Here is a 26,210-nt window from a genome sequence, read left to right as displayed (position 1 = left end):
GGCCCTGGGCGGGTGACCGCACCGGGGGCGGTTGCAGCGAAGGGGCCGGGGCCCGCCGAGCCCACCGGGGCCGGCCCGGCGGCCCCGGTCCCGGCAGGGCGGCCCGGCGCTCAGGACAGCGGACGCCCGTATGCCCGGAGGGTCAGCAGCGCCTTGAGCGTCACCATCGGGCGGCTCTCCAGCGCCGTCCCCGGCGCCCACGCCCGCCAGTTGATCGGCCAGCCGCCGTCCTCCCCCTGGAGTGTGGAGAGGTGGTCCAGCGCCCGGCCCATCTCCTCGTCGGTGAACCAGCCGCGGGCCAGCGAGCCGGGCGCGGGCGCGTAGTCGTACGCCAGGTGATGCTCCCCGGGGGCGTACCCCTGCGCCACCGGGACGTCCGCGGCGTCCTTCGGATCCAGCAGCACCAGACCCTGCTCCCGTACGATCCGGCCGAGCCGCTGCGCCGCCGCGGCGGCCCGTGGCCGGTCCGGCGCACCGTCCAGGAACGCCACCGCCGCCTCGGCCTCGTACGGATGGGTTTCCTCCAGTGACTCCACGGCCGCCCAGCAGTAGTCCGTGGCCCGGAACAGCCAGGCGTGCCACACCTCGTTGCGGTGCAGCACCCCCACCACGGGGCCGGTGGCCAGCAGCGCGCTCGGCGGATCGTCGACCACCGGGATCCAGGGCGCGGCCGGATAGCCGCGCAGCGAGGGGTGCAGCGCCGGCAGCGCCCCTTCAGGGGTCGAGATCTTCGTCAGATAGCGGCAGATCCGCTCCACCTGGCGGCCGTCGCAGCGCCCGATCAGATCGAGGACCTTCAGGGCGTGCGCGGTGTGCAGCGGCTGGCTGACCGGGCCGCGCAGATCGGGCTCCAGCGCGTGACCGTAGCCGTCGTCGTCATTGCGGTACGCGGCGAGCGCGGTGTCGACCGGGTCCGCCCCGCCGCCGAGGAAGTGGTACTCGAAGAGCCGCTGCTCAAGCACCCGGGCGGTCAGCCAGATGAATCGCTCGGCACGCGCCAGCGGGGGCGGAGGGGGGCTTACGTTTTCGGCCATGGCCCGACCGTAGGGCCGAACTCCCCCGGCGGCACCGGCTCGCGCACCGCTGCCCTCCCAGGGCGGGATACTGAAGGCATGCGGTTGACGGTCTTCTGGCAGCGGATGGCGGATCACTTCGGTGCGGCGTACGCCGAGTCCTTTGCGCGCGATCATGTGATGTCCGGCCTCGGCGGCCGGACCGTCCACGAGGCGCTGGACGCGGGGTGGAGCGCCAAAGAGGTGTGGCGGGTGGTCTGCTCGGTGATGGATGTGCCGCACGAAAAGCGCTGAGCGGGGCCCTCGGGGGCCGGGCGCGGGGCCCTGACCTGGACGGAAGCGTCCTCGGCGGCCGGGCATGGCGGACGGATGCACGGGCTGGGACCGGGAATGTCGGCGCCGTGCGACACACTTGGCGTCGTGCCTGTGCCTGATGAGATCACCAGCAACGACATCCCCCGACCCGAGGACCGGTCCGATGCGCGGATGCCGCGCTGGCTGCCGCGCGCCATGGTGCTCGCACTCGCCCTGGTGGCCTGCTACCAGCTCGCCACCTGGGGATTCCACCAGCTGATCACGCTGCTGCTGAATGTGCTGATCGCCTTCTTCCTGGCGCTGGCCGTCGAGCCGGCCGTCGACTGGATGGCCGCCCGGGGCATGCGGCGCGGGCTGGCCACCGCTGTGGTCTTCCTGGGCTTCCTCGTCACCGCGGCCGGTTTCTTCGCGCTGCTGGGCTCCATGCTCGCCGGCCAGATAGCCACCATGGTCGAGGAGTTCCCGCAGTATCTGGACTCCGTGATCAGCTGGATCAACAGCACCTTCCACACTCACCTCTCGCGGGTCGAGGTGCAGAACAACCTGCTCAAGTCCGACTGGCTGCAGAAGTACGTCCAGGACAGCGCCAACAACGTCCTGGCCGTCTCCGCGACGGTGCTGGGCAGCCTGTTCAACCTTCTGACGGTGGCCCTGTTCTCGTTCTACTTCGCCGCCGACGGCCCCCGGCTGCGCCGTGCGCTGTGCTCGGTCCTGCCGCCGCACCGGCAGACGGAGGTGCTGCGCGCCTGGGAGATCGCGGTCGCCAAGACCGGCGGATATCTCTACTCCCGCGGCCTGATGGCGCTGATATCCGGCGGAGCGCACTACGTCCTGCTGGAGATGCTGGGTGTGCCGTACGCCCCGGCGCTGGGCATCTGGGTGGGCCTGGTCTCCCAGTTCATCCCGACCATCGGCACGTATCTTGCGGGCGCGCTGCCCATCCTGATCGCCTTCACCGTCAACCCCTGGTACGCGCTGTGGGTCTTCGGTTTCGTCGTGATCTACCAGCAGTTCGAGAACTACCTCCTGCAGCCGCGGATCACCGCCAAGACGGTGGACATCCACCCCGCCGTCGCCTTCGGGTCGGTCATCGCCGGCACGGCCCTGATGGGCGCGGTGGGCGCACTGATCGCGATCCCGGCGACGGCGACGCTCCAGGCGTTCCTCGGCGCGTACGTCAAGCGGTACGAGGTCACCGACGACCTGCGGGTCCACGGCAGGACGCGCCGTATGCGCGGTGCCAGGGTGCTCGCCCGCGTCCGGCGGACCCTGCGCGACGAGCAGCCGACGGCCCCGCTGACGGAGCGGGCGGCCGGCGCCGACCAGGGGGACGACCAGGACGTCCGCTGACGGTCCCGGTTCGTCGCGGGCCTCGCCCGTCAGACGGAGGGGGATCATCCGGGCGGGCGACGTCCCCGAACCGCGGCGGATGCGACGTTCGGCACATGACTGATGCCGCAACCGATGACACACGAACAGCGAAGCCGCACCGGGCGGGGTACGCGACGATCTGCTGGGCGGTGGTCCAGGGCGGATTCGCACTGCACTGCGCGCTGACCGCCGCGACGCCCGCCGACCGGAGCTTCGGCCCGGCCGGACTGGGCCGCTTCGTCGTCGTGGTGGCCGCGCTGGCGGCGGTCGCGGCGGTGGCCGCGGTGCGCCTCGGGAACCGGCCCGTGGTGCGGGCGCTCTTGTGGGTGGCCTGCGGGCTGTCGCTGGTCTCGGCGTTCAGTCTGTTGATGGACGTGGTGGGGCTGTTGTTCGCCCAGGGGGTCGACAGTCCGGCCGCCGCCGTGCTGCACGCGCTCGGGCTGCTCGGCGCGGTGCTGCTGGCCGCCACCGCCCGCTCGTACGGGTCCACCGTGTGCGCCCGCTGCGGCACGGTGCACGAGACCCTGGTCAGGCCCGAGCCCTCCCGGGCACCGCGCCCCGTGCGCCTCGCCTGCTGTGCCGGGGCCCTGGCGTTCCTTCCGTTCGTGGGGATGAAGGTGACCTGGGCGGTGGGCGGAACGTTCGCCGGGGTCAGCAGCGCGGAGATGCTCGCGGCCTCCAGGCGCAACGGCGCCTCCGGGGTGTGGCTCACCCTGGAGTCCTGGGGCCTGGACGGCACCACGCTGCTCGCCGCGCTCGGGGTGTTCCTGCTCTTCGGGCTGATCCGCCCCTGGGGCCAGGTCTTCCCCCGCTGGACCCTCGTCCTCGCCGGCCGAAGGGTTCCCCGCTGGCTCCCCCTCACCCCGGCTCTCATCGGCGCCGCCACGCTCGCGCCGTACGGCCTGATAGGCACCGGCTACACGGCCCTGGCGACGGCCGGTGTGGTGCCCGTACGGCGCGGCGATTTCCGCTCCTCGTCGGACGTCCTGCTGGTGAGCTGGATCGGGTTCGGCGCCTTCGCCCTCTATGGCGGCGCCCTGATCCTCGCCGCCCGCTCCTACTGGCTGCGTACGCGCCCTCTGTGCCGCGCCGAATTGCCGGCCGACCGGCCTGAAAGCCGACCGGCCTGAAGGCCGAACCCGGGCACAGCTGTCGCGCACGAGGGGGTGTTGTTCATCCACCGCCGGACCACAGCCGTCCTGCGACGGCGAAGGCCCGGGCTTGTCGGCTTGTCCCGGGGCACCTGGCTCCGGTCACGGCTGCGAGCAGCCGTGACCGGAGGGGCGAGCGCGGCCGGGTCAGCCCTCGGTGATCTCGCGGAGCTCGGCGGTGACGGTCCAGTGGTCCGGGTGGATGCGGAGGAACCGGTTGGTCCACTCCAGCGCCTCGGCCTTGTCCTTGGTCTGCATGATGGCGTAGCCGCCGACGACCTCCTTGCTCTCGGTGAAGGGCCCGTCGGTGTAGCTCAGCTTGCCGCCGGACCAGGTGACCCGGGTGCCTTTGGAGGTCGGGGTGAGCCCGGCCGTGTCCAGCATGACCCCGGCCTTGGTGATCTCCTCGAACAGCGCGCCCATGCGCTCCGCGAACTCGGGGCCGGGGTCCTCGGCGGGGGCGTTCTGCTCGTCGATACGGATCATCGACAGGTAGCGCGGCATGGTGACTCCTCGGTGCGGAGGGCGGGGGCTTTCCCTGCCTCTCACCCTTGCGTCGAACGGGAGACGGCCGGATCGACAGCTCCTCGGAAATTCTTCTGAGAATTTTCCGGGGCGGCCACCTGTCCTGTGACGCTGCACCTTGAGCCCGTGCCATCAAAGTTTGCTCGCCGCCGGTCCCTCACCAGCCCATGTCCTTGGCCACCTCTTCCTGGGCTGCGGCGATCTCTCCGCCGTGGAAGCCGTGATGTCGACATCACATGCCCACTCGAACCGCCCCAGCAGGTCCGCGAGCGCCTGCTTCTGAGCCGGATGCGTGATCGGCACGGCGTCCAAGTCGGTGCTCATCAGCCAGTCGAACAGCACTACGGCATCGGAGCGCCACAGGCGGACATTGACGGTTGGCACGGATTCCCACGAGTCATTGGCACTCATGAGGACATCGTGGCAGGTCAGCGGGGTACAGATCGTCGTGGCTCAATGGCCGCCTGCGTGCTCGAACTTCGGTGGCACGACCTCATGATCACCGATGGCACTGATCAAGGATCGCTGTCGCAGGACACCACCGGAGCGGTCCGTCGCGGGGATGCGCTTGACACCAAAATCGAACATCCATTCTCATAGGGGATCCGGCCTGTGTTTCCGGGCTTTCCGCGGAGTTATCCACAGGCCACAGCCGGGTCCGGGCGCATTGTCAGTGGCAGGCGTTAGCGTCATGGACGTGAAGCGATCGACTCAAGCAAATCGGGTGGAACCCATGGCAGGCACTGACCGCGAGAAGGCGCTGGACGCCGCGCTCGCACAGATTGAACGGCAATTCGGCAAGGGCGCCGTGATGCGCATGGGGGAGCGCCCGAACGAACCCATCGAGGTCATCCCGACCGGATCCACCGCACTCGACGTCGCGCTCGGCGTCGGCGGCCTCCCGCGAGGCCGCGTCATCGAGGTCTACGGCCCGGAGTCCTCCGGTAAGACGACCCTGACCCTGCACGCCGTCGCGAACGCCCAGCGGGCCGGTGGCGCCGTCGCGTTCATCGACGCCGAGCACGCCCTCGACCCCGAGTACGCCAAGAAGCTCGGCGTGGACACCGACGCCCTGATCCTGTCCCAGCCGGACAACGGCGAGCAGGCCCTGGAAATCGTGGACATGCTGGTCCGCTCCGGCGCGCTCGACCTCATCGTGATCGACTCCGTCGCCGCCCTGGTGCCGCGGGCCGAGATCGAGGGCGAGATGGGCGACTCCCACGTCGGCCTCCAGGCCCGGCTGATGAGCCAGGCCCTGCGCAAGATCACCAGCGCGCTCAACCAGTCCAAGACCACCGCGATCTTCATCAACCAGCTCCGCGAGAAGATCGGCGTGATGTTCGGCTCGCCGGAGACCACGACCGGTGGCCGCGCGCTGAAGTTCTACGCCTCGGTGCGCCTCGACATCCGCCGCATCGAAACCCTCAAGGACGGCACGGACGCGGTCGGTAACCGCACCCGCGTCAAGGTCGTCAAGAACAAGGTCTCCCCGCCGTTCAAGCAGGCCGAGTTCGACATCCTCTACGGCCATGGCATCAGCCGTGAGGGCGGCCTGATCGACATGGGTGTGGAGCACGGCTTCATCCGCAAGTCCGGCGCTTGGTACACCTACGAAGGCGACCAGCTCGGCCAGGGCAAGGAGAACGCCCGTAACTTCCTCAAGGACAACCCGGATCTCGCCGACGAGATCGAGAAGAAGATCAAGGAGAAGCTCGGCATCGGTGTGAAGCCGCAGGACCCGGCGGCGGAGCCCGGCGCGGACGCCGCGGGGGCGGCGGCCGACCCGGCCACCGCGGCTCCGGCCACGGCGCCGGCAGCCAAGGGCGCCAAGGCTTCCAAGGCCACCGCGGCCAAGAGCTAGCCCGCCATGACACGGCGAACGGAATGGCCGGACAGCGTGGACGACACCAGTAGCGCTGCCGGCGACGCCGAGACCCGTAACGGCCGCCGGGGCCGTCGTGGCCGTGAGGACGGCGGTGGTCCCTCCTCGTCGAGGGCCGAGACGGGACCACCGCGTACGCCCGAGGAGCAGGCGCGGGCCATCTGCCTGCGCCTGCTCACCGGGAGCGCGCGTACACGCAAGCAGCTCGCGGACGCCCTGCATCAGCGGGGTATCCCCGAGGAGGCAGCCGAGGAAGTGCTGTCCCGCTTCGAGGACGTCGGACTGATCGACGACGCGGCCTTCGCCGACGCCTGGGTGGAGTCCCGCCACCATGGGCGCGGCCTGGCCCGCCGTGCCCTGGCCCGCGAACTGCGCACCAAAGGCGTGGACTCCGCTCTGATCGATGTGGCCGTCGGCCGCCTCGATTCCGAACAGGAGGAGTCCACCGCCCGCGAGCTGGTCGACCGCAAACTGCGCGCCACCAGAGGCCTGGACCGCGAAAAACGCCTCCGCCGCCTTGCCGGGATGCTGGCCCGCAAGGGCTACTCGGAGGGCCTCGCCCTCCGCGTCGTCAAACGGGCCCTGGAGGAGGAAGGCGAGGATCCGGAACTGCTGGAGCAGCATCTGCCGGAGGCCTGAGCCGGAGGCGTGGGGGCTGAGGCGCGGAGCCCAGGTGCGGGGGCCCGAGGCCCTGGGGTGCGAGCGCCGGAGGGTGGAACGGCGCGGGCGCATGGGGGACGCCCGCCCGAGGTACGGGGCAGGTCCGGCCGAGGGCATGGGCCATGGCTCCGAGCGATGGGTGTGAGTCATCGCTCCGAGCCGGCCATGGGGGGACGCCAGGGCTGGAGTGGGGGAGGGGCGGGGGGAGAGAGAAGCAGAGGCCGAGTGTCAGCCCCGTACCGCCAGCCCCGCCCCCCGCCAAGCCTGGAACCCGCCCACCAGGTCCGTCGCCCGGTGGAGGCCCAACTCGCGCAGTGAGAGCGCCGCGAGGCTGGACGCATAGCCCTCGTTGCAGATGACCACGACCGGAAGATCATGGTGGGTCGCCTCGGGGGCGCGGTGTTCGCCCGTCGGGTCGAGCCGCCATTCGAGCTCATTGCGCTCCACGATCAGCGCGCCGGGGATCGTGCCGTCGCGCTCCCGCAGCGTTGCGTACCGGATGTCGACCAGCAGCCCGCCGGCCTCCTGGACGGCGGCGGCTTCCCGGGGGCCGACCCGTCGTCCCAGTTCGCGCCGGGCCCGCGCCAGCAATGCGTCGACGGCGCTCATGTCCACTCCTCCGGCTGCTCGACCGCTTCGAGCCGCAGCACCTGACCCGTGCGGCTGTAGCGGCGCATCAGCGGCAGTGGCGGGTAATAGGCGTGCACCGACACCGCATGGGTGTCCTCGGAGGTGTTGAGCACCTGATGGACATGGTGCGGGCCGAACGCCCGGCCGTGGCCGTCGCTGAGCCTGCGCTCCCGGTCCACGCCGTCGGCGAGTTCCAGGGTCTTCCAGCCCTCGGTGGGCAGTTGGGCGGCGAGCGACTGTTCCGTCAGCTCGCCCGTGGCCGCCGCGAAGGCGCCGCGCGAGCCGCCGTGGTCGTGCCAGCCGGTGCCGGTGCCGGGCGGCCAGCCGATCAGCCATGCCTCACTGCCGCCCGGCCCGTCCAGCCGGATCCAGGTACGGCCTTCGGGGTCGAGCGGGAGCGAGGCGACGAGCGCCGGGTCCGTGGCGCTGCGGCGGGCGAAGTCGAGGAGTTCGGATGCGCTGGGCCCGCCGTCATGGCCGGTGGCACGCGGGCGCGCAGGGGTACGTACATCGGGCACGGAAACCGTCCTGGGTGATCGCGAAGAGACGCGGCTGCCGGACAGAGGCAGGCGGCCGCGCGGGGAAGGAGCTGCGGATCAACAGGACGGACGACACATGCAGCCCGCATAGCGGACCAGGTCCAGATGGACCCTCCGCCAGAATCGCGAGCTGTGATCAGTCACTCTCGGAGTGAAGCATGGAGGTTCCCACAGGGTCAACAGCGGATGCGCCGTCCTCGCCGGCTTCGCGCCGCCCGGACGCCTCGGAATCCTCGCACTCCTCGTACTCCTCGGTTCCGCCGGTCCGTCGAGCCGCGTCGTCGCTCCGTCGCACCGCCTCGGCCTCCCGCCCGTGCGCCCCGCCCCGTACCGCGTCCGCGCACGCGTGCATCTCGGCCGGTCGGACGCCCGAGAACGCCGTGACCAGATGGCCGTCCGGCCGTACGAGCAGCACGGTGTGCGCCGCCGCGCCCGGGTAGGCCTCGGTCACCAGGATCTCGGCATCCATCGGCAGTGCGGTGACCGCGTCGGTCAGCCCCGGCATCAGGCCCGCCGACTGCCAGTGCCGCCGGTCCCAGACGCCGGTGCCGGGCGCCACCAGCACCACCAGCAGGCCGTGTCCGAGGCGGTCGCGCAGCCGCACCACCGAGCCGTCGGGCGCGGTCACCGCCACATCCGTCACCGGTGCACCGGGGAACGTTTCGACGAGCGGCCCGCCGGTGTGCTCGGCGTGCGGTGCGAGCGGCGTGCGGGCGTAGACCGGCGGTGCGCCCAGTGGGCCGCGGCCCAGGTGGCCGTCGGTCAGCAGGGTGCTGCGGCCGCGCGCCGCGCCCGGAAGTACGGTCCGCCAGCGGGCCGCGCGCCCGTCCCGGAGCAGCGGCAGCGCCTGGTCCGCGGCGCGCAGCCGGGCCGCGACCGCGCCCCGGCGCTCGGCCTGGTAGCTGTCGAGCAGCATCTCGGAGGCGCCGTGGTGCCAGGCCAGTCCCAGCTTCCAGGCGAGGTTCTCGGCGTCCCGCAGCCCCTCGTCGAGGCCTTGAGTGCCGAGCGCGCCCAGGAGGTGCGCGGCGTCGCCGGCGAGAAAGGCGCGGCCCTGCCGCCAGCACCGGGCCAGCCGGTGGTGGACGGTGTGCACGCCGGTGTCGAGGAGCTCGTACGGCGGGACCAGCCGGCCGTGACCGCGGCCCCGCGCGAGCGGTTCGCCGCCCTCCGCGCCGGTCCCGTCGGCCGGGTCCGCCGGGGATTCGACGGTCCAGCCGGCCAGCGAGTCGCGGATCCGGGCGACCAGGGCGTCCGGTGTGACCAGTTCGCGCCCCGGCGGCAGCAGCCAGTCCAGCCGCCAGAGGCCGTCGGCCAGCGGACGGGCGGAGACCTCGCCGCCCGGGCCGCCGCCGTGCCGGGGCGGCGAGCGGTGCAGCAGGGCCTCGCCGGGCCAGGGGAGCTCGCAGCGCAGCGCGGCCACCGCATGCCGTTCGACGGCGGTACGTCCCGGGAAGCGGATGTCCAGCAGCTTGCGGACGGTCGAGCGCGGGCCGTCGCAGCCGATGAGGTAACTCCCGCGCCACCACGTCCCGTTGGGGCCACGGGTCTGTGCGCTGACGCCGTGCTCGTCCTGCTCCAGATCGGCCAGTCGGCTGTCGGTGACGACCGTGGCCAGCTTCTCGTGGGCCAGGGCGGCGCGCAGTGCGCGGGTCAGTGCGTGCTGGGGGAGGTGCACCGGGGACGCGGTGGCGGGGCCGGCCGCGCCGTCCGGGGTCCGCGGGGCGAACGGGATGCGTTCGAGCAGGCGCCGGCGGCGCATCGTGCGCCAGGCCGTCCAGCGGGTGCCGGCGCTCTCCAGGGTGTCGGCGCAGCCGATCCGGCCGACGAAGGCCGCGGTGTCCTGGCGGAGTACGGCGGTGCGGGCGGGCCGGGAGTCCTCCTGGCCGGTGGTCTCATCGAGGACGATGGAGGGGACGTCGAGCCGCGCGAGGGCGAGCGCGAGCGAGAGGCCGACCGGGCCGGCCCCGACGACGATCACCGGGTCCACGGCGCAGCTCCCTGGGGCCGCTGGTTCGTACGGGTCGTGCGGGAACTGGCAGTTGGAGCCCGGTGCGTGATCACACAGCGTATGCAACCCACTGCGGCCGCTCGCGTCAAGTGACGGAGGCGGTGGCGAGGGTGCCACCGCCTCCAGACGGTTCGGTATCAGCCGCGGAACGGCCTGTCGTGCCGTCATTCCTTCTTGGCGACCGGCCCGTCGGGCACCGCGTCGGAGACCTCCATCGCGTCGGTGGCGGCCACCGGCTCGGCGGCCGCGGCGACCCCGATGCCGGTCTTGGCCCGCCGGCCGCGCCGCTCGATCCAGTTGGCGAGGGCGGACAGCGCCAGGCACATCGCGACATAGATGGTGCCGGTGACGATGATGACCGGGACGTAGGTGTCGTTGCCGTTGACGATGATGTTGGTGCTCATCAGGCGGGCGGTGAAGAGCAGTTCCTCGAACGTGATGATGTAGCCGAGGGAGGTGTCCTTCAGGGTCACCACGAGCTGGCTGATGATCGTCGGCAGCATCGCCCGGACGGCCTGCGGAATCAGCACCGTCGTCATGACCTGGGTCTTGCTCATACCCAGTGCGTAGGCGGCCTCGCGCTGCCCCGTGGGCACGGAGTTGATACCGGCCCGCAGCACCTCGGCCTGCACCGAGCCGTTGTAGATCGTCAGCCCGATGACCAGCGCCCAGAACTGCGGCTGGCTGTCGGCGAGGCCGAGGCTCTCGCGGTTGCTGAGCAGGATCACCCACAGCGCGTAGATCGTGATCAGCAGCGGGACGGCGCGGAAGAGCTCGATGAACCCGGTTGCGAACCAGCGGACCGGCTTGTGGTCCGACAGCCTGGCCACCGCGAGCAGCACGCCCAGCGCCAGCGACAGCACCGCGGCGACCGCGAAGACCTGAAGTGTCGTCAGCACACCGTCGCGGATGCCGGTCCGCACACCGGCGTAGTTGAAGATGTTCCACACCTCGGGCTCCAGCTGGCCCTTGGCGCTCAACCGCATGACGACGAACGCGATCAGCGCCAGTACCGCGAGCGAGCCGACGACGGTGTAGACGCGGTTGCGTGCCTTTGCCTTCGGTCCCGGTACGTCGTAGAGAACGCTGGCCCCACTCATGCCACTACCTCGCTTCGTTCCGCCCCGCCCGCGCGTGGCATCCACGTCCTGCTGTTCCGCCCGTCACGTCCGCTCATCGGGCCACCCCCATACGGCGCTCCAGCAGCCGGAAGATGCCGCTGATGGCGAAGGTGATGATGAGGTAGGCGAGCGCGGTCCACAGGAAGATCCAGGCGATCGCGTATCCCTTGTCGTTGAGCAGTTTGGAGACGTTGAACAGCTCGCTGTAGCTGAAGGCGCCGGCGATCGCGGAGTTCTTCGTCAGCGCGATGAAGATGCTGCTCAGCGGCGGGAGTACGGTGCGCGTGGCCTGCGGGAGCACGATCATGCGCAGCGTCTGGGAGAACGTCATACCGAGGCTGCGCGCGGCCTCCGCCTGCCCCATCGGCACGGTGCTGATGCCGGACCGCACCGCCTCGCACACGAAGGAAGAGGTGTAGAAGCCGAGTGCCAGCGTGGCGAGCACGTACGGGCTCGCGCCCTGGAAGAGGATCTGCGGTACGACGAAGAAGGCGACCAGGAAGAGCAGCGTCAGCGGCGTGTTGCGCAGCACCGTGACCCAGGCCGTGCCGAAGGCGCGCAGCGGCGGAATCGGAGAGACCCGGAAGCCGGCTATGAGCACGCCGAGTACCAGCGCGAGCAGGGCGCTGGACGCGGTGATCGCCAGCGTTCCGAGGAATCCGTCCCGGAACTCGGGCAGATAATCGAGGAGTACGTTCATGGGGTCTCCGCGGTAGCGGTCATCGGGGCGACGGCGGGAAGAGGGTCAGAAGCGGGGGAAGACACGGCGCCCCGCACACCCGCCGCGGCGGGCGTACGGGGCGGCGCAGTCCGGTTGAGTGCGCGAGCGCCTCAGTACCGCGGCAGCGGCGTCTCCGGGGCGGTGAACTTCGAGCCGGACTTGCCGAGCGTGCCCTTGTACGCCTTCTCGTAGTCGCCGTTCTTGATGTGGTTCTCCAGCGCCTTGGTGATCGCCTCGCGCAGCGCCTTGTCGTCCTTGTTCATGCCGACGCCGTAGGGCTCCTTGGTGAACGGCTTCTCCACGACCCGGAGCTTCTGCGGACGCTGGGCGGCGTAGCCCTTGAGGATCGCGTCGTCGGTGGTGACCGCGTCGACCTGGCCGTCCAGCAGGTACTTCACGCAGTCCGAGTACTTGGAGAGCTCGGTGGTCTGCGCGCCGTACTTCGGCTTCTTGATCTCCTGAAGCGGCGTGGAGCCGGCGATCGAGCAGACCTTCTTGCCCTTGAGGCTGTCCGGCCCGGTGATGCTCTTGTCGTCCTTGCGCACCAGGAGGTCCGCACCGGCGGTGTAGTACGGGCCCGCGAAGCCGACCTGCTTCTTGCGCTCGTCGTTGATCGTGTACGTACCGACGTAGAAGTCGACGTCGCCCTTGGAGATCTTGGTCTCACGGACGTTGGAGTCGACCGTCTGGAAGTCGATCTGCTTCTCGGAGAAGCCCAGGTCCGCCGCGACCATCTTGGCGATCTCGATGTCGAAACCGGAGTACTTGCCGGTGGCCGGGTCCTTGAAGCCCAGGAAAGGCTGGTCGGCCTTCACACCGACGACGATCTTCTTGGCCTGCTGCGCCTTCTTCAGCACCGCCGAGTCGATCTTCGGCGCCGAGGTGACCTTGTAATCGCCGCTGTAGACCTCGCCGCCGGCCGGCTTGTCGCCTGCCGAACCCGACTCGCCGCCGCACGCGGTTGCCGTAGCCGCCAGCGCGAGCACCACCGCACCGGCCGTGGCCGTCTTACGAATCCTCATGGTGAACATCCTTTGGTTCAACAGGTGTTGGCAATCATGGTGGCCCAACCGCGGCCTCAGTGGTGGAGGATCTTCGACAGGAAGTCCTTGGCGCGGTCGCTGCGCGGGTTGTTGAAGAACTGGTTCGGCTCGGCCTCTTCGATGATGCGGCCGTCCGCCATGAAGACGACCCGGTTCGCTGCGGAGCGCGCGAACCCCATCTCATGGGTGACTACGACCATCGTCATGCCGTCCCGGGCGAGCTGCTGCATCACGTCCAGCACCTCGTTGATCATCTCCGGGTCCAGCGCGGAGGTCGGCTCGTCGAACAGCATCACCTTCGGGTCCATCGCCAGTGCCCGGGCGATCGCCACGCGTTGCTGCTGGCCACCGGAAAGCTGTGCGGGGTACTTGTCCGCCTGGGTGCCGACACCGACCCGGTCCAGCAGGGCGCGGGCCTTCTGCTCGGCCGCCGCCTTGTCCGTCTTGCGGACCTTGGTCTGGCCCAGCATCACATTCTCCAGCACCGTCTTGTGCGCAAAGAGATTGAAGGACTGGAAGACCATGCCCACGTCGGCGCGCAGCCTGGCCAGCTCGCGGCCTTCCTGCGGCAACGGCTTCCCGTCGATGGTGATGCTGCCGGAGTCGATGGTCTCCAGGCGGTTGATCGTGCGGCAGAGCGTCGACTTGCCCGAGCCCGAGGGCCCGATCACGACGACGACCTCGCCACGGGCGATCGTCAGGTCGATGTCCTGGAGCACGTGCAGCGCGCCGAAGTGCTTGTTCACGTTGTCCAGCACGACCAGCTGGTCCCCTGCCGCCGCGGGACCCTCGGCGTTCTTGGTCACCGATACTTCGCTCATCGGCGTGTAGCTCCGTCCTCCTCGGTTGGGGAGGACCCTAGTGACGCCCCGCGACCAGCGTCATTACATCTGAGGGGAACTTGAGCATAACGATCCGGTCGCAGAGGAGAACTCTGCGTGAAGCCGGGTACCGGGGGCCGCGTGCCGTGATGAAGTGCCCCGGGCGTACCGGCTGGGTAACGGATGGCGGCCGGGAGGTGGCCCCCTCTTGACGCGCACACCTCCTATCGCCGTAGATGCCCTGTGGCCTGTACACACGCACCCGGGAAGGAGGGCTGATGAGACTGCTGCTGGTCGAGGACGACGATCATGTGGCCGCGGCGCTGTCCGCGGTGCTCGCCAAGCACGGCCTGGCCGTCGTACACGCGCGGAGCGGCGAGGAGGCGCTCAAGGCCCTGCTGCCCGACAGCGCCGAACCGTTCGCGGTGGTGCTGCTCGATCTCGGGCTGCCCGACCAGGACGGCTTCGAGGTGTGCGGCCGGATCCGCAAGATCTGTGCCACCCCCGTCATCATGGTCACCGCGCGGTCCGATGTGCGCTCCCGCATCCACGGCCTCAATCTCGGCGCGGACGACTATGTCGTCAAGCCGTACGACACCGGGGAGCTGCTGGCCCGTATCCATGCGGTGAGCCGGCGCAACGCATCCGGCGGCGGGGAGCAGCCGGCCGAGGAGAGCGCCGCCGACGAGGGGCTGCGGCTGGGCGCGGTCACCGTCGAACTCCCCACCCGCCAGGTGTCCGTGGACGGCAGCGCGGTCCCGCTGACCCGCAAGGAGTTCGACCTGCTCGCGCTGCTCGCCCAGCGCCCCGGCGTGGTCTTCCGCCGGGAACAGATCATCAGCGAGGTGTGGCGGACGAGTTGGGAGGGCACCGGCCGGACCCTGGAGGTGCATATCGCCTCACTCCGGGCCAAACTGCGTATGCCCGCCCTGATCGAGACGGTGCGCGGCGTCGGCTACCGCCTCGTCGTCCCGGCCTCCGGCGCCTCGGCGGCCGCGCGGCCGCCCGCCTCCCCGGCGCCCTGACGGTCGTTACCACCACGTGCGCACCCGACTCCTCCCGCTCCTCATCGTCCTCATGGCCGGTGTGCTGCTCGCGCTCGGCATCCCGCTCGGGGTCATCACGGCCGGGGTGGAGCAGCAGCGGGTGGTCGTGGACCGGATCGACGACGCCGCCCGGTTCGCCTCGCTCGCCCAGTTCGTCACCGCCCGCCCCGAAGCGGATGAAAAGAACAAAACCCCCGAAGAGGATGAGCGCCGCGCCACCCTCCGCGCCGAACTGGCCCGCTACTACGGCCTCTACGGCATACGCGCCGGCGTCTTCTACCGCGACCACACCCCGATGGCCGCCGCACCGCAGGGCCTGCCGGTGCCCCGCGAGGGTGAGGGCGCCCAGGCGTTCAGCGAGGCGCTGGCCGGCCGCCGCAGCCACGACCCGCACCAGATCTGGCCCTGGGACGACACCGGCCGCATCCCGGTCGCCTCGCCCGTCATCCGCGACGGCGATGTGGTCGCCGTGGTCTTCACCGACTCGCCCACCGGACAACTGCGTCCGCGCATCCTGCGCTGGTGGCTGCTCATCGCGGCCGGCGAATGCGCGGCCATGCTCGTCGCCGTCGCCGCGGCCTTCCGGCTCACCGGCTGGGTGCTGCGGCCCGTACGGGTCCTGGACGCGGCCAGCCACGACATCGCCACCGGCCGGATGAACGCCCGCGTCGCCGCCACCGCCGGCCCGCCCGAACTGCGCCGGCTGGCCCGCTCGTTCAACGAGATGGCCGACAACGTCGAAGACGTCCTGGAACAGCAGCGCGCCTTTGTCGCCGACGCCTCCCACCAGCTGCGCAACCCGCTGTCCGCGCTGCTGCTGCGGATCGAGCTGCTGGCCCTCGAACTCCCCGAGGGCAACGAGGAGATCGCCGCGGTCCGTACCGAGGGCAAACGGCTGGCCCGCGTCCTGGACGATCTGCTCGACCTCGCGCTGGCCGAACACACCGCCGCCGACCTCCAGCTCACCGATGTCGCGGCGCTGGCGGCCGAGCGCGTCGACTCCTGGCGCCCGCTGGCCGACGACAAGGGCGTCCGCCTCACCTACGAGGGCCTGGGCGCCGTCACCGGCTGGGCCGACCCGATCGCCCTCTCCAGTGCCCTGGACGCCGTCGTCGACAACGCCCTGAAGTTCACCCCGGCCGACCAGCCGGTGACCGTCGCCGTGGCGCCGGACGGCGAGCACGTCCACATCACCGTCGCCGACCGCGGCCCCGGCCTGACCGACGACGAGCTGGCCCGGGTCGGCGACCGCTTCTGGCGCAGCGGCCGCCATCAGAACATCTCCGGTTCCGGCCTCGGCCTGTCGATCACCCGCGCGCTGCTCGCCGCGGGCGGCGCCACCATCGCCTATGCGCCGCACGCTCCGCACGGTCTGAAGGTCACCGTGACCGTGCCGCGTACCGCACCGTGACGGGGCGTGCACACGGCGGCACCGTACTCCTGTGCTAACGTTGACGGTGTTGCAGTTGTGGTACCCATGAAACTTTGTGCGCGCCCGGAGGCTGGATGCCCCGGGCGTTCCTTGTTTACGGACCTGTTCCGGTGTGGGGCGATCATCTCGGCGACAAGGAGGCCGCGCAGTGTGGTCTTCGGCTTGCCCCATGAAGGAGAAAAACATGGCTTCCGGCACCGTCAAGTGGTTCAACTCGGAAAAGGGCTTCGGCTTCATCGAGCAGGACGGCGGCGGCCCCGACGTCTTCGCCCACTACTCGAACATCCAGTCCCAGGGCTTCCGTGAGCTCCTCGAGGGCCAGAAGGTCACCTTCGACGTGACCCAGGGCCCCAAGGGCCCGCAGGCGGAGAACATCGTCCCCGCCTGACGCACCTCGCGTCCCGCGATCGGGGCCCGCACCGGACAGTTCGGTGCGGGCCCCGACCCGTTCGCCGTCCCGCCCCAGGGCCTGGCGGCCACGCAACCGCCGGCGCCGGACGGCCACGCAGCCGTCAGGGCTTGACGGACACGTAATAGCGCCGGGCGCCCTCGTGCAGCTCCAGCGGATCGGTGAACACCGCGGTCCGCAGATCCACCTTCTGCGCGGCATGCACCTCGCGCCCGATCCAGTCCCGGCTGTTGATCACGGTCCGGGTGATGCCCTCGGTCAGCGCGGCATCCTCCCGGTCCAGTGTCACCAGCAGATTCGCCACCGCGATCGTCTTCACCGCCTCCCCGTCCTGGGCCAGCGGATAGGCGTCGGCGGGCATCACGGCCGCCCGGTAGTAGCGGGTGCGCTCGCCCTGCCGGTGCAGCTCCTGGCTCAGATCCCCGAGCTGGACCAGCCGCACCGGGAAGTGCTGCGCCAGATGCTGGACGGCCGTCGTCGGCAGCCCGCCCGACCAGAAGAAGGCGTCCAGCTTGCCGCGCTCCAGCAGCTTGGGCATCCGGTCGATGCCCACCCGCACCGGCGTGATGTCCTTGTCGAAGTCCAGCCCGGCCGCCTCCAGCAGCCGCCGGGTGATCAGCTGGACGCCGGAGCCGTCGGCCCCGACACCCACCCGTAGCCGCCGCAGATCCTTCGTGGACCGCACCGCGGACTTCTTCGGCACCACCAGCTGCATGTAGTCGTCGTACAGCCGCGCGCAGGCCCGCAGCCGGTCCGCGCCCCGCTCGCCCCGGATCTTGTACGTGGCGACCGCGTCCGCCGTCGCGATGGTGAACTCCGCACGCCCCGCCACCAGCTGGCGCAGATTGTCGATCGACCCCTCGCTGCGCGTCAGCCGGAGATCCACCTCCGGCATGTCATGGGCCAGATCCTGCTTCAGCAGCTCCCCGTAGCGCGCGTACACCCCGGTCGGCACGCCCGTCGCCAAAGTCACCCGCCCACCGGGGGAGGGTGCACCGCCCATCGAGAACAGCCACCACAGCGCCGGCCCGAGGGCGACCAGTGCCGCGATCGCCGTCAGGACGGTCCGGCGGCCGGTGGTGCGGGGGAGTGCTGTGACCATGGGCGGGATCCTGCCAGTAGCGCGGCGCAAAAGGGAGGGGCGGGGCCCGGTCCCCCGACGTCAGCGGCGGTCGAGCCGGGCCGCCAGGCCGTCGAGGACCCGCTGGAGGCCGTAGTCGAAGTTCTCCTCGCGGACCGTGCGCGGGTCCTTCCCCTGCCGTGCGGCCTGCCCCTCCCGCAGCCGCGGGTGGTCCTGCATGGCCTGCTCGGAGGCCGGCCGCAGGCTCTCCAGCCAGTCGCGCTCGTCCTGGCCGCTGCGGGCGAGCAGGGACAGATACGCGGCCTCGCTGGTCGCCGTCCCGATGACATAGGCGATGACCGTTTTCATGGCTTGATCGGCCTCGCCCCCGTCGAAGCCCGCCGCCCTGAACAGGGCGAGCATGCGGTCCGACATATGCATCAGGTTCGGCCCGAGATGGGCGAGGCCGACCTGACCGAGCACGGAGGCGACCCAGGGGTGCCGGAGCGCCATCGCCCGCAGGCTGTGGGCGCTGGCGTCGACCGCCGCCCGCCAGCCCTCCGGAGCCTCGGCCTCCGGCACCTCCAGCTCGCCGTAGACCTCGTCCACGACCAGTTCGATCAGCTCGTCCTTGTTGGCCACATGCCGGTAGAGCGAGGTGGCCCCGGCGCCCATCCGGGTGCCCAGCTTCCGCATGCTCAGGGCCTCCAGCCCCTCGGCGTCGAGCAGGGCCACGGCCTCGGACACGATCTGCTCCCGGCTCAGCGCCGGCTGTTCCCGCTGTCGGCGCGGACGGGTCCACACCGAGGGGACCTGCTGCTTGTCGGCTGACATACGACCTCTCCTCTTCCTTGGCCGCCCACGATAGGGCACGCCGTACGCCGTTGCGCACACTGTTCCAGTGTGCGTACAGTGTGCGCAACGAGAGCACGGCGTACGCACTCGGCGGACGCGGCGCGGAGGAGGGGTCATGTCGAAGTACCCGAACCGGGGCCGGCAGGGCATGCCGGGCAAGGTGATCCACCGGCTCCCGACGAGCTACGCCCATGATCCGCAGACCGGAAAGCTGGCGGTGTACGACGAGGCCGCCGGCGGAACCTGGAGCCGCCCGCAGGTGTTCCCGTCCGGCGGCGACGGACTGGTCTCCACGGCCGACGACTACACCGCCTTCCAGCGGATGCTCCTGAACAAGGGGGCCTGCGACGGCGGGCGCATCCTGCCCCGGGCCTCGGTCGAGCTGATGACGACGGACCACCTGACGCCGGAGCGGCGGCTCGGCAAGGACGCCTTCTTCGGCAGCGCGGGCGGTGCCGGCTTCGGGACCCGGGACGGCTTCGGCATGGCGGTCCGCGCCCGCCGCCGCGACCTGCCCTCCGTCGGCCGGTTCGGCTGGGACGGCGGCCTCGGCCCCTCGGCGTACGCAGACCCCGCCCAGGGCCTCACCGGAGTCCCGCTGACCCAGGCGGCGATGGACTCCCCGGACTGCCTGCACCTGGCCCAGGACTTCCGGGCCACGGCCTACCGGTCGATCGACGACTGATCACGTCCGCACACCGCACCAACTCCCCTTACACGCAATCCACTTGAGGAGCAGCACGATGACCTTCGACCTTGCGCACTGGCAGACCCGGCTCGACGAGCTGCGCGCCACCCACCACGTACCGGGCGCCACCCTGGCCGTACTCACCGGCGGGCACCTCCACGAGCTGGCCAGCGGCGTACTGCACCGCGGAACCGGGGTCGAGGCGACGACCGACTCGGTGTTCCAGCTCGGCTCGATCGCCAAGATCTACACCGCCACGCTGGTGATGCAGCTGGCCGAATCCGGCGACCTGGACCTCGACGCACCGGTCGTGACCGTACTGCCGGACTTCGCCGTCGCCGACGCGGAGGCCACCAAGAAGATCACCACCCGCCAGCTGCTCAGCCACACCGGCGGTCTGACCTGCGACTTCACCCATGACACCGGTCGCGGTGACGACTGCCTCGCCAAGTATGTCGAGGCCGCCCAAGGGGTGGCGCTGGACTGCCCGCCCGGCACCGCGGTCTCCTACAGCAGCGTCGGCTACAACGTCCTCGGCCGCATCATCGAGGTGCTGACCGGCCAGACCTGGGACGAGGCCCTCAAGGACCGGCTCCTCACCCCGCTCGGCCTCACGCACACCATGACGCTGCCCGAGGAGGTACTGCGCTTCCGCGCCGCGATGGGCCACCTGGGAGAGCCCGGAGCGGACCCCGACCCGGCGCCCGCGTGGGACCTCATGCCGCGCTCGGCGGGCCCGTACGGCAGGGTCATCGCCTCCGCCGGCGATGTGGTCCGCCTCGCGCGGATGCACCTCGACGGCGGCACGGCGCAGGACGGCACCCGCGTCCTCGCCCCCGGGACCGTCGAGGCGATGCAGCGGCGCGAGGTCGACTGCCCCGACAAGTGGACCGTCAGCTCCGACGGCTGGGGCCTGGGCTGGACGCTGTACGACTGGTTCGGCACCCCGGGCTTCGGCCACGACGGCGCCTCGATCGGCCAGTACGCCTACCTGCGGGTGACACCGGAAGCAGGAGTGGCCATCGCCCTGCTGACCAACGGCGGAGGCGCCCGCCGGCTGTACGCCACCCTCTTCCGCGAACTCCTCGACGAACTGGCCGGCGTGCGGATGCCGGACGCCTTCGAGCCGGCGGCACAGCCGCCCACGGTGGACATGGCACCGTTCCTCGGCACCTACCGGCGCGAAGGCGTCGTCATCACCGTCACCGAGCACGACGGCACGCCCCACCTGGTGTACGAGTTCGTCGACGGCATGAAGGACTTCTCCCCGCCGCTCGAAATGAACCTGTCCCCCGTCTCGGACACGGTCTTCGCCGCCTCGGGCGCCGGCCCCTCCTTCAGCGAGGACTGGATGCCGGTGGTCTTCTCCACCCTGACCGACGGCACCATGTGCTGCTACATCGGCATGCGGGCGGCGCCGAAGGCGGGATGAAGCAGCACTCAGCTCCGGGAGCTGAGGACGACCATGTGTGCGCTGTCCTGGCCGGCGTAGGTGAGGAACACGCCTGCGCCGACGGCAATGGCGTACGGGTTTTCGGTCGTCTCCGGGAGCGGCTTGGCGACGCCCGTCGTGGCTGCTTGCTGTGCCGGCCGCCGTCGACGCCGAAACCGCCGCCCTCGGCGCTCTCGCCTTCCCGGTCGCCGTTGCTCACCAGCCGTTCGGTCCGGGAACGGTCATCGCGTCGTCCACGTCGGCCGACTGCCCGCCGAGCTTCACCTTCGAGATGCCCTTGGTGAGCTTGCCGTCAGGCGCCACCAGGTCGGCGTTTCCGTACGTCGAGACGAGCAGGCCGCCTGCCCCGGGGAACACCTGGAGGTTCAGGGAGCCGGTCACCGACATCTCGACGTCGCCACTGCCGGACGGGGCGACGCCCTCTCCGGAGGCGTCGGCCGGGAAAAAGGCCGCGGAGATGACCTCTTACCCGGACGATGCCTCGCGGACCTTGAGGACGTAGCCCTGCTGGGTCTTGTCCAGGTAGGCGACCTTGCCGCCGCGGTCCGCCCGGCGCACCGGGCGGTGCCACTCCGAGCACCGCCTACCCTTGTCGCATGACCAGCAGCGACCGGAGCCAGGCAGTGGACAGTGTGAAAACGTACGAGGTGCGCACCTACGGGTGTCAGATGAACGTCCACGACTCCGAGCGCTTGTCGGGCCTGCTGGAGGACGCCGGATACGTGCCCGCGCCCAAGGACGCCGACGGGGCCGATGTCGTCGTGTTCAACACCTGCGCGGTGCGGGAGAACGCCGACAACCGGCTCTACGGCAACCTCGGGCAGCTCGCGCCGAAGAAGGCCGCGCGCCCCGGCATGCAGATCGCCGTGGGCGGCTGTCTCGCGCAGAAGGACCGGGACACCATCGTCAAGAAGGCCCCCTGGGTCGATGTGGTGTTCGGGACGCACAACATCGGCAAGCTGCCCGTACTCCTGGAGCGCGCCCGCGTCCTGGAGGAGGCGCAGGTCGAGATCGCCGAGTCGCTGGAGGCGTTCCCCTCGACCCTGCCGACCCGGCGCGAGAGCGCGTACGCGGCCTGGGTCTCCATCTCCGTGGGCTGTAACAACACCTGTACGTTCTGTATCGTGCCCGCGCTGCGCGGCAAGGAGAAGGACCGCCGGCCCGGCGACATCCTCGCCGAGGTCGAGGCGCTGGTCGCCGAGGGCGTCAGCGAGATCACCCTGCTCGGCCAGAACGTCAACGCCTACGGGTCCGACATCGGCGACCGCGAGGCGTTCAGCAAGCTGCTGCGCGCCTGCGGGCAGATCGAGGGCCTGGAGCGGGTCCGCTTCACCTCCCCGCACCCCCGCGACTTCACCGACGACGTGATCGCCGCCATGGCCGAGACGCCGAACGTCATGCCGCAGCTGCACATGCCGCTGCAGTCCGGTTCCGACCGCGTCCTGAAGGCGATGCGCCGCTCGTACCGCCAGGAGCGCTTCCTCGGCATCATCGAGAAGGTGCGCGCCGCGATGCCGGACGCCGCCATCTCCACGGACATCATCGTCGGCTTCCCGGGTGAGACCGAGGAGGACTTCGAGCAGACCCTGCACACGGTCCGCGAGTCCCGCTTCGCCCAGGCCTTCACCTTCCAGTACTCCAAGCGCCCCGGCACCCCGGCGGCCGACATGGAGGACCAGATCCCCAAGGCCGTCGTCCAGAAGCGCTACGAGCGCCTGGTCGCCCTCCAGGAGGAGATCTCCTGGGAGGAGAACAAGAAGCAGGTCGGCCGCACGATCGAGGTGCTGGTCGCCGAGGGCGAGGGCCGCAAGGACGACGCGACCCACCGTCTGTCCGGCCGGGCCCCCGACAACCGCCTTGTGCACTTCACCCGCCCCGAGGAGCCGGTCCGCCCCGGCGATGTGGTGACCGTCGAGGTGACGTACGCCGCTCCGCACCACCTCCTGGCGGAGGGTCCGACCAAGGCGGTGCGCCGTACGCGCGCCGGCGACGCCTGGGAGAAGCGCAACGCCGCCCCGGCGGAGAAGCCCAAGGGAGTGCTGCTGGGCCTGCCCACCATCGGTGCCCCGGCGCCCGGCCCCGCGCCCGCAGCGGGCTGCGGCTGCGACTGACCCGGCCGCGCGCCAGGTACGACACCAGGCGCGCCAGGGGCGACACCAGGGCAGGGAGACCGGCTCCGCACCGGGGGCGTTACGCTGCGTCGCATGCTCGTAGCCGCCGCCATCTGCCCCTGCCCGCCGCTGCTCGTCCCGGAGGTGGCCGCCGGCGCCGCGCCCGAGCTGGACGCGCTGCGCGCCTCCTGCCTGGACGCGGTCGGCGTGCTCGCCGCGGCCCGTCCCGACCGGCTGGTCGTCCTCGGCCCCGCCGATCAGGCCGGCCGGGGCCCGCACCCGCAGGGCGCCGTCGGCTCCTTCCACGGCTTCGGGGTGGACCTGGAGGTGTCGCTGGGCGCCGCGGAGGCCGTGCGCGAGCGGCAGCTTCCGCCGTCGCTGGCCGTCGGCGCGTGGCTGCTGTCCCGTGCGGACTGGGCCGACGCCCCCGTGGAGGGGCTGGGCGTGGGGGAGCCGCTGCCGCGTGACCGCTGTCTGCCGGTGGGCCGGGAGATCGCCGTGTCCGCGCCCCGGGTGGCGCTGCTGGTGATGGGCGACGGAAGCGCCTGCCGGACGGTGAAGGCGCCCGGCTACTTCGACGAGCGGGCCGAGGCCTTCGACGCCGCCGCGGCAAGCGCCCTGGGAGCCGCCGACCTCGCCGCGCTGACCGCGCTCGACGAGGAGCTGGCCTTCGACCTCCAGGCGTCCGGGCGGGCCTGCTGGCAGGTCCTGGCGGGCGCGGCCGAGGGCGCGGGCCTGAGCGGCCGGCTGCTGCGCGAGGAGGCCCCGTACGGCGTGGGCTACTTCGTGGCGGCCTGGTCGTAGGCGGCCGTCGGGAAGCCGCCGCGGAGGCCCGTGCCGGGGCGACGAGCGACGAGTGCATCGCCGCCATGACGGGCGGGTGCCATGGCCCTCGCACGGCAGCGGCCGCGAGGTGAGTCACCCCGCGGCCGCTACGCCTGCCCGTTTTGTGCGCGCCGGACTACTTCCGCGCACCCTCGCCGGACTCGCTGTCCGCCGCGGCCTCCGCCGACTGCTGCCGGGGAATCCCGGCGCTCTCGGCGCTCTCGGCGGCCTTCTCCGCGCGCGGCTCGCCATCGGCGGCCGTCGTCCCCTCCGCGTCGTCGGACGCCTCCGGAGCCGCCGCATCCCCCGCTTCCGCCACGGCCTCCGCGGCATCCGCCGAGGGCTCGCCGTCTTCGACGGTGTCCTGGACGTCCTTGGCGCCCTCGGCCTCCTCGGCCTCCTCGGCCCCCTCGGCCCCCTTGGCGTCCGCCGAAGCGGCCGCCTCCGCCGGTTCCGCCGTCTCCGACTCGGCCGTCACCGCCGCAGCGGCACTCTCCTCCGTCGACGCTTCGGCCTTACGGCGACGAAACCGCGAAAACACGCCCATAACTGCTCCTACGCTCTTCATGTGGGCGAAACCCCGTGCCGCCCGGAGCGGACCGTTGCGCCACCCACGGGCGCCGGTACTGCAACCGGCTCTCGGGACCTCGCAACAGGCAACGACGTCATCGGTAGCCCGTCACGTCGCTCGTTCGAGATGGGGGCGTGATGTTTGCGAGACTGACGGGGTGAACACCGCCGTCCCCGCTCCGCGGGTCATCGCCGTCGTCGGCCCCACCGCGGCCGGAAAGTCCGATCTGGGCGTCGCGCTCGCCCAACACGTAGGCGGCGAGGTCATCAACGCCGACTCCATGCAGCTCTACCGCGGCATGGACATCGGCACCGCCAAACTCACGCCCGAGGAGCAGCAGGGCGTCCCGCACCGCCTCCTGGACATCTGGGACGTGACCCGCGCCGCCAGCGTCGCCGAGTACCAGCGGCTGGCCCGCGCCGAGATCGACCGGCTGCTCGCCGAGGGCCGCACCCCGGTCCTCGTCGGCGGCTCCGGCCTGTACGTACGCGGTGCCATCGACGCCCTCGAATTCCCCGGCACCGACCCCGACGTGCGCGCCCGCCTGGAGGCCGAACTGGCCGAACAGGGCAGCGGCGCCCTGCACGCCCGGCTGGCCGCCGCCGACCCCGAGGCCGGCCGCGCGATCCTGGCGAGCAACGGCCGCCGCATCGTGCGCGCCCTGGAGGTCATCGAGATCACCGGCCGCCCCTTCACCGCCAACCTCCCCGGCCATGAAGCGGTCTACGACACCCTTCAGATCGGTGTCGATGTCGAGCGCCCCGAGCTCGACGAGCGGATCGCACGGCGCGTCGACCGTATGTGGGAGGCCGGCCTGGTCGACGAGGTGCGCCGCCTGGAGGGCGAGGGGCTGCGCGAGGGCCGTACGGCCTCCCGGGCGCTCGGCTATCAGCAGGTGCTCGCCCAGCTGGCGGGGGAGTGCACCGAACAGGAGGCGCGCGACGAGACGGTGCGCGCCACCAAGCGCTTCGCGCGCCGTCAGGACTCGTGGTTCCGCCGGGACCCGCGGGTCCACTGGCTCAGCGGCGCCGCCGACCAGCGGGCGGAACTTCCCAGGCAGGCGCTGGCGTTGCTCGAACGACCGGTCACAGCCTGATCACGTCATGGCATCGGGACGCTCCGGCCGTCATCCGGGCCCCTGAGGGCGTGTCATCATCGACCTTCGATCGAGGCGTGCAGTCTGGAGTGGGGAGGGCGCGTGGCAATGGAGGCCGGCCCTCGCAACAGAGCGCAGCAACCGGACAGCGACGCGGACACGGCATCGCTGACCGACGACGGCCCGGACGCCCAGGACGGTCTGTCCGGCGCCGGCGGCATCGGCGGCGACCCGCTCACCGACCCGGACACCCTGGACGACTCAGACGGCCCGGACGCCGGGACCGACGGGCCCGGCGAGGGCGGCGAGTCCTTCCGGGAACTGCGTCCGCCGCGCCGGCTGCGCCTGTGGCAGCTCGCGCCGATCGTCGGGCTCGCCGCCGTCGGCTCGCTGATGTTCGCCTTCCCCCTCGCCTTCGAATTCGGTGGCGACGGCGGCGCGGTGATCGCGATGCTCGGCCTGCTGCTGTGCTGCTGCGCCGCCGGCTGGGGCATGATGGCCGCCCGCCGCGTCGGCCACACCTGGCCCGGTCTCCCCGTACGCGGCTCCGGGCGCCGCGCCAACTGGCGCGTGGTGCTGATCTACGCGGTCCTGGTGGCGATCCCCGCGTCGCTGGCCATCTGGCGCGTGGCGCGGCTGCGCTGAGCGCCTGTTTTCCGCGCCTCCTGCCTCCTGCCTCCCGCCTCTTTCCTCCTCCTGCCTCTTTCCTCACCTCCCGCCTTTTTCCCCGCCGCCCACCCCCCTTCGGGGGGTGGGCGGGTGTATGAGTGCGTTTTCCCCCGGGGGCCCCGTTTCCCTCAGGGCTCTCCGTACGGCCCCAAGGCTCGGCACGGCCCCCCGTACGGCTCCAAGGCTCGGCACGGC

General features: G+C 71.3%; 29 protein-coding genes. 14 read left to right on the top strand and 15 right to left on the bottom strand.

The genetic code is table 11. The features are described 5' to 3' along the window. Positions 1-110: 110 nt before the first annotated feature. Positions 111-1,034: a hypothetical protein gene (locus tag DY245_RS27140; protein WP_128509853.1), complete on the bottom strand. Its 924-nt coding sequence runs from the start codon at positions 1,032-1,034 to the stop codon at positions 111-113. 78 nt (positions 1,035-1,112) lie between these two features. On the opposite strand from DY245_RS27140, the gene DY245_RS27135 reads away from it, so the two are divergent. From DY245_RS27135 to DY245_RS46815, 3 genes are all read left to right on the top strand, one after another. Beyond that, a complete protein-coding gene (locus DY245_RS27135) occupies positions 1,113-1,307 on the top strand; it encodes a DUF3046 domain-containing protein (protein ID WP_128509852.1) in 195 nt (64 codons plus the stop codon). A 126-nt stretch (positions 1,308-1,433) separates the two neighbouring features. Further along, on the top strand, positions 1,434-2,678 hold the full coding sequence (locus DY245_RS27130; RefSeq protein WP_128509851.1) for an AI-2E family transporter: 1,245 nt from the start codon (positions 1,434-1,436) through the stop codon (positions 2,676-2,678). 95 nt (positions 2,679-2,773) lie between these two features. Next, on the top strand, positions 2,774-3,829 hold the full coding sequence (locus DY245_RS46815; RefSeq protein ID WP_244943289.1) for a hypothetical protein: 1,056 nt from the start codon (positions 2,774-2,776) through the stop codon (positions 3,827-3,829). Positions 3,830-3,997: 168 nt separating this feature from the next. Here DY245_RS46815 and DY245_RS27120 read toward each other — a convergent pair whose 3' ends face one another. Both DY245_RS27120 and DY245_RS27115 read right to left on the bottom strand, forming a co-directional pair. Further along, on the bottom strand, positions 3,998-4,354 hold the full coding sequence (locus DY245_RS27120; RefSeq protein ID WP_128509850.1) for a YciI family protein: 357 nt from the start codon (positions 4,352-4,354) through the stop codon (positions 3,998-4,000). A gap of 153 nt (positions 4,355-4,507) precedes the next feature. Continuing rightward, positions 4,508-4,786: a hypothetical protein gene (locus DY245_RS27115; protein ID WP_220377951.1), complete on the bottom strand. Its 279-nt coding sequence runs from the start codon at positions 4,784-4,786 to the stop codon at positions 4,508-4,510. Positions 4,787-5,108: 322 nt separating this feature from the next. Here DY245_RS27115 and recA point away from each other — a divergent pair, with 322 nt between their 5' ends. After that, positions 5,109-6,236, top strand: a complete 1,128-nt coding sequence (gene recA / locus DY245_RS27110; protein WP_128509849.1) for a recombinase RecA — start codon at positions 5,109-5,111, stop codon at positions 6,234-6,236. Positions 6,237-6,242: 6 nt separating this feature from the next. Further along, positions 6,243-6,896, top strand: coding sequence for a recombination regulator RecX (gene recX, locus DY245_RS27105; RefSeq protein ID WP_128509848.1), 654 nt, complete (start codon positions 6,243-6,245; stop codon positions 6,894-6,896). 249 nt (positions 6,897-7,145) lie between these two features. Here the strand turns inward: recX and DY245_RS27100 are convergent, their stop codons facing one another. The 8 genes from DY245_RS27100 to DY245_RS27070 all read right to left on the bottom strand — a co-directional run bounded on the left by DY245_RS27100 (position 7,146) and on the right by DY245_RS27070 (position 13,800). Then, positions 7,146-7,526 carry a rhodanese-like domain-containing protein gene (locus tag DY245_RS27100; protein WP_128509847.1) on the bottom strand — a complete coding sequence of 127 codons (381 nt, stop codon included), beginning with the start codon at positions 7,524-7,526 and terminating at the stop codon, positions 7,146-7,148. After that, positions 7,523-8,065, bottom strand: coding sequence for a cupin domain-containing protein (locus DY245_RS27095; RefSeq protein WP_128509846.1), 543 nt, complete (start codon positions 8,063-8,065; stop codon positions 7,523-7,525). The genes DY245_RS27100 and DY245_RS27095 overlap by 4 nt, the downstream gene beginning before the upstream one ends. A gap of 78 nt (positions 8,066-8,143) precedes the next feature. After that, positions 8,144-8,230 carry a putative leader peptide gene (locus DY245_RS47920; protein WP_311044721.1) on the bottom strand — a complete coding sequence of 29 codons (87 nt, stop codon included), beginning with the start codon at positions 8,228-8,230 and terminating at the stop codon, positions 8,144-8,146. Further along, positions 8,223-10,073, bottom strand: a complete 1,851-nt coding sequence (locus tag DY245_RS27090) for an FAD-dependent monooxygenase (protein ID WP_128509845.1) — start codon at positions 10,071-10,073, stop codon at positions 8,223-8,225. Before DY245_RS27090 ends, DY245_RS47920 begins: the two co-directional genes overlap by 8 nt. A 185-nt stretch (positions 10,074-10,258) precedes the next feature. Next, positions 10,259-11,194 (bottom strand): amino acid ABC transporter permease, encoded by a 936-nt coding sequence (locus DY245_RS27085; RefSeq protein ID WP_128509844.1) that lies wholly within the window; start codon positions 11,192-11,194, stop codon positions 10,259-10,261. A 73-nt stretch (positions 11,195-11,267) separates the two neighbouring features. Next, complete coding sequence (locus DY245_RS27080; protein ID WP_128509843.1) at positions 11,268-11,915, bottom strand: amino acid ABC transporter permease; 648 nt, start codon at positions 11,913-11,915, stop codon at positions 11,268-11,270. Between the two features lie 131 nt (positions 11,916-12,046). Continuing rightward, a complete protein-coding gene (locus tag DY245_RS27075) occupies positions 12,047-12,958 on the bottom strand; it encodes a glutamate ABC transporter substrate-binding protein (RefSeq protein ID WP_128509842.1) in 912 nt (303 codons plus the stop codon). 56 nt (positions 12,959-13,014) lie between these two features. Further along, entirely contained in the window at positions 13,015-13,800 is a 786-nt protein-coding gene (locus tag DY245_RS27070) for an amino acid ABC transporter ATP-binding protein (protein WP_128509841.1), read from the bottom strand. Between the two features lie 278 nt (positions 13,801-14,078). Between DY245_RS27070 and DY245_RS27065 the strand changes: the two genes are divergently transcribed. The 3 genes from DY245_RS27065 (at position 14,079) to DY245_RS27055 (ending at position 16,666) form a co-directional block, all read left to right on the top strand. Continuing rightward, complete coding sequence (locus tag DY245_RS27065) at positions 14,079-14,825, top strand: response regulator transcription factor (protein WP_128509840.1); 747 nt, start codon at positions 14,079-14,081, stop codon at positions 14,823-14,825. A 16-nt stretch (positions 14,826-14,841) separates the two neighbouring features. Beyond that, positions 14,842-16,257 (top strand): ATP-binding protein, encoded by a 1,416-nt coding sequence (locus DY245_RS27060; protein WP_128509839.1) that lies wholly within the window; start codon positions 14,842-14,844, stop codon positions 16,255-16,257. 205 nt (positions 16,258-16,462) lie between these two features. Beyond that, a complete protein-coding gene (locus DY245_RS27055) occupies positions 16,463-16,666 on the top strand; it encodes a cold-shock protein (RefSeq protein ID WP_128509838.1) in 204 nt (67 codons plus the stop codon). Between the two features lie 124 nt (positions 16,667-16,790). Here DY245_RS27055 and DY245_RS27050 read toward each other — a convergent pair whose 3' ends face one another. Both DY245_RS27050 and DY245_RS27045 read right to left on the bottom strand, forming a co-directional pair. Beyond that, a complete protein-coding gene (locus tag DY245_RS27050) occupies positions 16,791-17,789 on the bottom strand; it encodes a TAXI family TRAP transporter solute-binding subunit (RefSeq protein ID WP_128509837.1) in 999 nt (332 codons plus the stop codon). Between the two features lie 60 nt (positions 17,790-17,849). Further along, entirely contained in the window at positions 17,850-18,581 is a 732-nt protein-coding gene (locus DY245_RS27045) for a TetR/AcrR family transcriptional regulator (protein WP_128509836.1), read from the bottom strand. A gap of 136 nt (positions 18,582-18,717) precedes the next feature. On the opposite strand from DY245_RS27045, the gene DY245_RS27040 reads away from it, so the two are divergent. Both DY245_RS27040 and DY245_RS27035 read left to right on the top strand, forming a co-directional pair. Beyond that, positions 18,718-19,287 (top strand): serine hydrolase, encoded by a 570-nt coding sequence (locus DY245_RS27040; protein ID WP_128509835.1) that lies wholly within the window; start codon positions 18,718-18,720, stop codon positions 19,285-19,287. A gap of 58 nt (positions 19,288-19,345) precedes the next feature. Next, on the top strand, positions 19,346-20,722 hold the full coding sequence (locus tag DY245_RS27035; RefSeq protein WP_128509834.1) for a serine hydrolase domain-containing protein: 1,377 nt from the start codon (positions 19,346-19,348) through the stop codon (positions 20,720-20,722). 216 nt (positions 20,723-20,938) lie between these two features. On the opposite strand, the gene DY245_RS27030 is transcribed toward DY245_RS27035, so the two are convergent. Further along, the gene (locus DY245_RS27030) at positions 20,939-21,124 is read right to left on the bottom strand and encodes a hypothetical protein (protein WP_128509833.1); all 186 of its coding nucleotides are present in this window, start codon (positions 21,122-21,124) and stop codon (positions 20,939-20,941) included. Positions 21,125-21,339: 215 nt separating this feature from the next. Between DY245_RS27030 and miaB the strand changes: the two genes are divergently transcribed. Then, a complete protein-coding gene (gene miaB, locus DY245_RS27025) occupies positions 21,340-22,854 on the top strand; it encodes a tRNA (N6-isopentenyl adenosine(37)-C2)-methylthiotransferase MiaB (protein WP_128509832.1) in 1,515 nt (504 codons plus the stop codon). 93 nt (positions 22,855-22,947) lie between these two features. Then, a complete protein-coding gene (locus tag DY245_RS27020) occupies positions 22,948-23,658 on the top strand; it encodes a class III extradiol dioxygenase subunit B-like domain-containing protein (protein ID WP_128509831.1) in 711 nt (236 codons plus the stop codon). Positions 23,659-23,815: 157 nt separating this feature from the next. Here DY245_RS27020 and DY245_RS27015 read toward each other — a convergent pair whose 3' ends face one another. Next, positions 23,816-24,226, bottom strand: a complete 411-nt coding sequence (locus tag DY245_RS27015; RefSeq protein ID WP_128509830.1) for a hypothetical protein — start codon at positions 24,224-24,226, stop codon at positions 23,816-23,818. A 181-nt stretch (positions 24,227-24,407) separates the two neighbouring features. Between DY245_RS27015 and miaA the strand changes: the two genes are divergently transcribed. Beyond that, positions 24,408-25,346, top strand: coding sequence for a tRNA (adenosine(37)-N6)-dimethylallyltransferase MiaA (gene miaA / locus DY245_RS27010; RefSeq protein ID WP_128509829.1), 939 nt, complete (start codon positions 24,408-24,410; stop codon positions 25,344-25,346). Positions 25,347-25,454: 108 nt separating this feature from the next. Then, on the top strand, positions 25,455-25,991 hold the full coding sequence (locus DY245_RS27005; protein ID WP_128509828.1) for a hypothetical protein: 537 nt from the start codon (positions 25,455-25,457) through the stop codon (positions 25,989-25,991). Positions 25,992-26,210 lie beyond the last annotated feature (219 nt).

This window comes from Streptomyces inhibens (genome assembly GCF_003389455.1).
Taxonomy (GTDB): domain Bacteria; phylum Actinomycetota; class Actinomycetes; order Streptomycetales; family Streptomycetaceae; genus Streptomyces; species Streptomyces inhibens.
Note: the sequence above shows the minus strand (reverse complement) of the source record. Positions and strands in the feature narration are given on the sequence as shown.